This window comes from Chryseobacterium elymi, from assembly GCF_003385495.1.
Lineage (GTDB): Bacteria > Bacteroidota > Bacteroidia > Flavobacteriales > Weeksellaceae > Chryseobacterium > Chryseobacterium elymi.
Genome location: NZ_QNUH01000047.1, coordinates 1 through 5,271, shown reverse-complemented (window position 1 = coordinate 5,271; position 5,271 = coordinate 1). Strand labels below are relative to the sequence as shown.

4 protein-coding genes are annotated in these 5,271 nt (G+C 36.6%); 1 reads left to right on the top strand and 3 read right to left on the bottom strand.

Annotation, left to right across the window (positions count from 1 at the left end; all coding sequences use genetic code 11):
• Positions 1–80: 80 nt before the first annotated feature.
• Complete coding sequence (locus DRF60_RS20670) at positions 81–2,918, bottom strand: alpha-amylase family glycosyl hydrolase (RefSeq protein ID WP_116015239.1); 2,838 nt, start codon at positions 2,916–2,918, stop codon at positions 81–83.
• A gap of 210 nt (positions 2,919–3,128) precedes the next feature.
• On the opposite strand from DRF60_RS20670, the gene DRF60_RS20665 reads away from it, so the two are divergent.
• Positions 3,129–3,329, top strand: coding sequence for a hypothetical protein (locus DRF60_RS20665; RefSeq protein ID WP_202974467.1), 201 nt, complete (start codon positions 3,129–3,131; stop codon positions 3,327–3,329).
• 134 nt (positions 3,330–3,463) lie between these two features.
• Here the strand turns inward: DRF60_RS20665 and DRF60_RS20660 are convergent, their stop codons facing one another.
• Both DRF60_RS20660 and DRF60_RS20655 read right to left on the bottom strand, forming a co-directional pair.
• Positions 3,464–3,853, bottom strand: coding sequence for a hypothetical protein (locus DRF60_RS20660; protein ID WP_116015236.1), 390 nt, complete (start codon positions 3,851–3,853; stop codon positions 3,464–3,466).
• A gap of 15 nt (positions 3,854–3,868) precedes the next feature.
• Positions 3,869–5,271: RHS repeat-associated core domain-containing protein (locus DRF60_RS20655; protein WP_133297261.1), on the bottom strand; the 1,403-nt coding region annotated here is incomplete at its 5' end.

The window sequence follows — 5,271 nt, the reverse complement described above, 5'->3', positions numbered from 1 at the left end:
AATATTTTTAATTGACAAAAAGTTATATATTCTGTGCTGTCAATAAGAAAGAGGGACGATGTGTTATCGTCCCTCTTTTGTTATTTAATAATCATCTTCTGAATGGCAGTGCCTGTTTCAGACCGTAGATGCACCAAATAGGCCCCCGGCGGGTAATTCGCTTTCAATTCATAAGTTCCGTTTTCAGTATTCAATTTAATTGAATCCAATTTTTTACCGATCATGTCAAAAATAACAATCTCACCGTTTTTAGCTTTGTGATATATTAATTTTGCCACACCGTTTTTTACAGGATTATCTGCAATCTGAAGCGAGAGTTTATTAGCAGCATTCACATCAGATGTTGACAGTGCCCCTGCATAATTTCCAAAAATCCTGAACTCTCCCGGCTGTAAGGTAATAGGAGCCGTTGTAGAAGCGATATTCGAAACAGAGTTATCCATCAGGTTCTGCCACTGCCCTGTATAAGGGAAGTAAGGAACAACATTTTGAGCTGCAGTGGTATAGTTCGCCAAAACCACCACATTCTTCATTCCGGCTATTGCATTGTCATACACATAAATTCTCGTGATTAAGCCTTCAGGATCGTTGGTAAGATTGTTAGACTCTACTGTATATGTTTTTGATTTGAAAACCGGATAAGTATTTCTGATATTGATAATTTTAGCCCAGGTATCATACACTGCTTTTCTGTTGGCGTTGGTATCATATCCTAAAGTAAAGGCAACAGGCTTTTCATCGGTTCTGCATCCGCTGTTGATCGTACCGTCTGCACATCGGTTGATACTGAACTCATAGCCCAGCTCTCCAAACTGCCAGATCATTTTCGGGCCTGGAATGGTAAAGAATGTTGCTCCGAAAGTTTTCATTCTTTCAAGAGCCGTATTCAGGCTGGTAACATTGTAACCTCCGTTAACCGCACCATAAGCAAGGTTTTTAAACATTAATCTTTCTTCATCGTGACTTTCTCCATATCCTACAGCATGCATATTGGTAAAGCCATGAAGACTGTGATTCATTCTGTCATAGTTACTGTTTTCTTTGTAACCCATTGTGTTTTGGTTGTAAGGCTCAGTCTGCTTATTCCAAAGCATCACCCCTTTTCCTTCAGCAATTCTATAGTTGGCCCACTGCTGCTCTTCAGCATCTGTTCCCAAGTGTTCAAATATTATATATGAATTCGGATCTATAGCCCACTGTTTGTCGGCATAATTTTTCATAATATCCACTCTGTCCTGTTGATAAGCATTGGTACAGGCTTCATCATTTTCAGAACAGTTCTGGGTGAATCCTTTCGTCAGATCCCAACGGAATCCATCAATATGGTATTCAGTCAGCCACTGCTGAAGGTTTCGCTCAACGTAATATTGCGTTGAAAGACTTGAGTGATTAAAATCATTAAACACATTATAGGAATGCTTCGGAACCTGATTGAAATAAGGATTATTGGCAGCAATATCTCCAAAACCGTCTCCATCAGGGTCAATATTCCATAGTCTGGCCAAAGGTGAGCGTCCTGTTGCATGATTAAATGCAATATCTAAAATAACAGCTATCCCATTCTGGTGGCATAGATCAACAAATTCTTTGAATTTTTCAGGAGTTCCGTAAGCTTTGTCCAATGCATAATGGAAAGAAGTGTTGTATCCCCATGAAAGGTTCCCTTCAAATTCCATAATAGGAAGAAGCTCTATAGCATTAATATTTAAGTTCTTTAAATACGTTATCTTGTTGATTAATGACTGCCAGTTTTTTTCCTGCGTGAAATCTCTCAGAAGCAATTCATATACCACCAGGTTTTCTTTAGCAGGTCTCTGAAAGTTGGTCACCTGCCAGTTGTAAGGTGCTTGTCCGGTTTTAAACATAGATACTTCAAAGTTCTGTCCTGCCGGAAACGGAGGTAAATTAGGATAGGTGGCAGCTGAAATCCACTGATCATCATAGGAAGATAAGATCTGGGGCGAATAAGGATCCGCTACTTTTCTCAGATCATTGGCTCTGTACTGGAAAGTATATAATTGTTGCGGAGTAAGCCCGTTCAGTTCAATCCAGTAAAGATCAGGATTGGTAGTATCTCTTTTCATTAAATAAGAGTCATTTACCATCCAGTTATTAAAGCTTCCGATAACGTGCACAAAGTTTTTATGAGGGGCATAAAGGGCAAGACCTACTTTTGTCTGATCGGCAGGATCGTAATTGATACCTTGTCTGATCCAACCCGGTATTGCTTCAGAAATGACATTTCTCGGAATCTGCAACATGAATGTGGCATTCTTTGAATTTGAATTAGCATCTGTTGCAATCAACTCCATATTGGCATCCTGAATTACTGTATAGCTATAGCTGTAGGACTGTGAAGGAGTAGATGTAGAATTGACAACGGTTCCGTTTGCTTTTAGCTGGAATGTTGTGGCAACATTGGTTGCTGCAGTAATATTGACTGAATTTCCAACCGGAACTGTAGTCAGGCTATTCGCCGCTGGATTGGTTAAGTTCAAATTTAAGATCCCGACATTGACAAATATATCGGGGGAGGTCTGATGAGAACCCGTTTTATCTTTTAATAAAAACCCAAATCTTCCGATTCCTGTCCTGTTAAAAAAAACTGATGGAGTAAACGTTAAGGAATAAGTGTCAGTAGCTGAATTATAATTTAATTTGTTTAAATCATTAGAATTATTCCAGGCACCATTTGTAGGGCAATCCTGACTGTTCTGATAATTAGTATCCAGGGACCAGGACCAGAGATAAACAGCATTATTTGAAACACTCCAAGCAGTTTCATCGATTTGATTTCCTGGTATGCTTAAAGTAATTTGATCCGTCTCATCAAAAGCAGCGGGTGTAACCGTATAAGTTATTTGTCCAAATGCCAGAATAGTAAGAAACAGCAGTACTGTAGAATAAAATTTTTTCATAAAATTGTTTTTTTCAAATTAATCAAATACTAAAGTAATTTATTTTTTGAAATTATTTGTTTTTTGTATGAAAATATAATTTCCAATTTAAATATCATCAATAACTTTAAAAAGTTGAAAAAGATAAAAGATGGCTTATAAGCAATATGATCCCTTTTTAAGTATATTGCTTGAATTGTTTTCCTAAAATCCATTGTAATTTATTTACCATTGTTATACACCCCATCTTCCAATATCGGGCATATAGAATTTTGCTCCATAATCATAGAGAACAAACCTGACCTTGAGAAGCTGCATTTGATTAATCAGCTCGATGAAGAAGACAAGCAAACCATTTTCCGACTCGTTGAAAAAATGCTTACCAATAAAAAGTTTAAAGACTTTTTTGCTAAAAACGCAGCAGCTCTATAAAACACAAAACCCACCGCAATTGCGGTGGGTTTGTTTGTTTATCTGCTCAAAGTCACAGACTTTGCGCAGTGGGAGAGCCTCTTAAACTCAAGAAAACGCTTTCTAATGCGCTTGCGATATAACAACAAAGCCACTCAATGAGTGGCTTTGTTTATTAATCCTTTTCTTAATAATTGTGTAATAAAAAATGTAATAACAGCAACTATATATAAAATTCTTTGTTCAGGATATTTCACTGCCCCATAAACAAAAGGAGCGCTTATTATAATCCATTCTAAAAGTAGTTTTATTTCTAAATGTTTCTGATTGAAAACAATTAAAAATAAATCAAAAACAATCAAAGCAATGATAAAGCAAATCCAAAATATCATTCCATAAAGAAAGATACCTATTAAAGAAGCAATGATTGCTTGAAAAAAACTTCTCGAAACATTCGGGTCTAACGAGTCAAATATTGCTGTAAATAAAAATAATACTATAAAGACTCCAACAATATTTATCCAATTTGTATATAATATTTTCATATGCTTATTAATTTTTTAACGAGGTACTGGAGCTCCGGATGCATCAGGCAAATATTGCTGTTCTGGTATTTTAACAGTATTTGAAGACTCATACATTTTATTCCAGTCTCCAACAGAATATGTCTTGTCTCCTTGTTGTATTCCTGTAAACACTCCATTCTCATCCATTGTAACGGTAAAGTTATTTGACATCATTGGACGATTAGTATCTCCAAATAAATTTACAATAGGATTTCCTACCGCAGGACTGACACCTACCATTAATTGATTTCCCGCAGTATCTCCAATCATAGTTTCGGCAGAAGGAAAAGCATCACCAGTCTGAGTTACACTTACGCCTAATGTTCCTGCTGTTTTATTTTCAGTTAAGCTAAAATTTGTAGTAACATCAATAGACGGAGTAACTGAACTTGGAGTTAATGGATTAGACCCTGCCATTTTAGCTGTCCAAGAGGTAGTTGTACTCCCATCTGTATTTGTTGTGTATACCGCATTACTTATATTTCCAACATCATTCGTTGCAGTAGCTGTCCCTAAATAAGGATGCGAAGAAGGACTTGAAGTTGCTCCATAATTAGTATAAGTATGATTGTCTGTATTCATCACATAACTATGAGAGAGTCTTGATGTAACATCTTTAGAAGTAGAATACCCTCTACTGTCTCCCGAAAACCCTCCACCAAATGTTGGAAATGGAGCAAAAGAACGTGTAGTTACCGGATATGGCCACATCCCATCCGGGTCAATAAAACGTATTGGATTATCAAGAGCATAAGTATAAGGCGACCATCTTCTGCCTATTTCCGCCAGCGGATCTACAACTCCCCAACGTCCAATATCCGGCATATAGAATCTCGCTCCATAATCATACTGTCCCGTTTCCTGCTGTAATTCTTTACTATTATATTGATATTTATACGCAGGGTTTCCAGTCAGTATATTATATCCTTCATGCTTCAATCCGAACGGATAATAATTGTTTTCTTCAAGAACTTCTGCGCTGCTGCCATTGTTGAAATAACTCAAACGTACATTTCCCAAATGATCTGTATAATTGTAAATATACTTATTATTTTCAAAATTAAAATACCCCTCTGAAGTGGGAACAAATTTTATGGTAAATATATTATTGGTTAATGCTTCATACTGGAAGCCATCCAGATAATCGACAGTTTTTTTTATGTAAACTGAGTTTTCACTATATCTGTGCTCCTTTCTAAGCTTTGTTCCGTCTGCTCTATAGAAGTTATAAACATTTTCATTCTGCTGTGTATTTCTGGTATAATAAAGCCTGTCGAACATCATATATCCCGGTAAATTCAAGAAATTATATTGAATATCAAGAATTCCCTTGTCCTTTTGATCTTTCATGTTTCCGTTATCATCGTAGGCTATCGTGTTTCCTGATACATCGGGAT

What these genes read in the sequence shown, in the direction of transcription:
- DRF60_RS20660 (WP_116015236.1), bottom strand. Translation starts at nt 3,853, where the DNA reads ATGAAAATATTATATACAAATTGGATAAATATTGTTGGAGTCTTTATA.
- DRF60_RS20670 (WP_116015239.1), bottom strand. Translation starts at nt 2,918, where the DNA reads ATGAAAAAATTTTATTCTACAGTACTGCTGTTTCTTACTATTCTGGCA.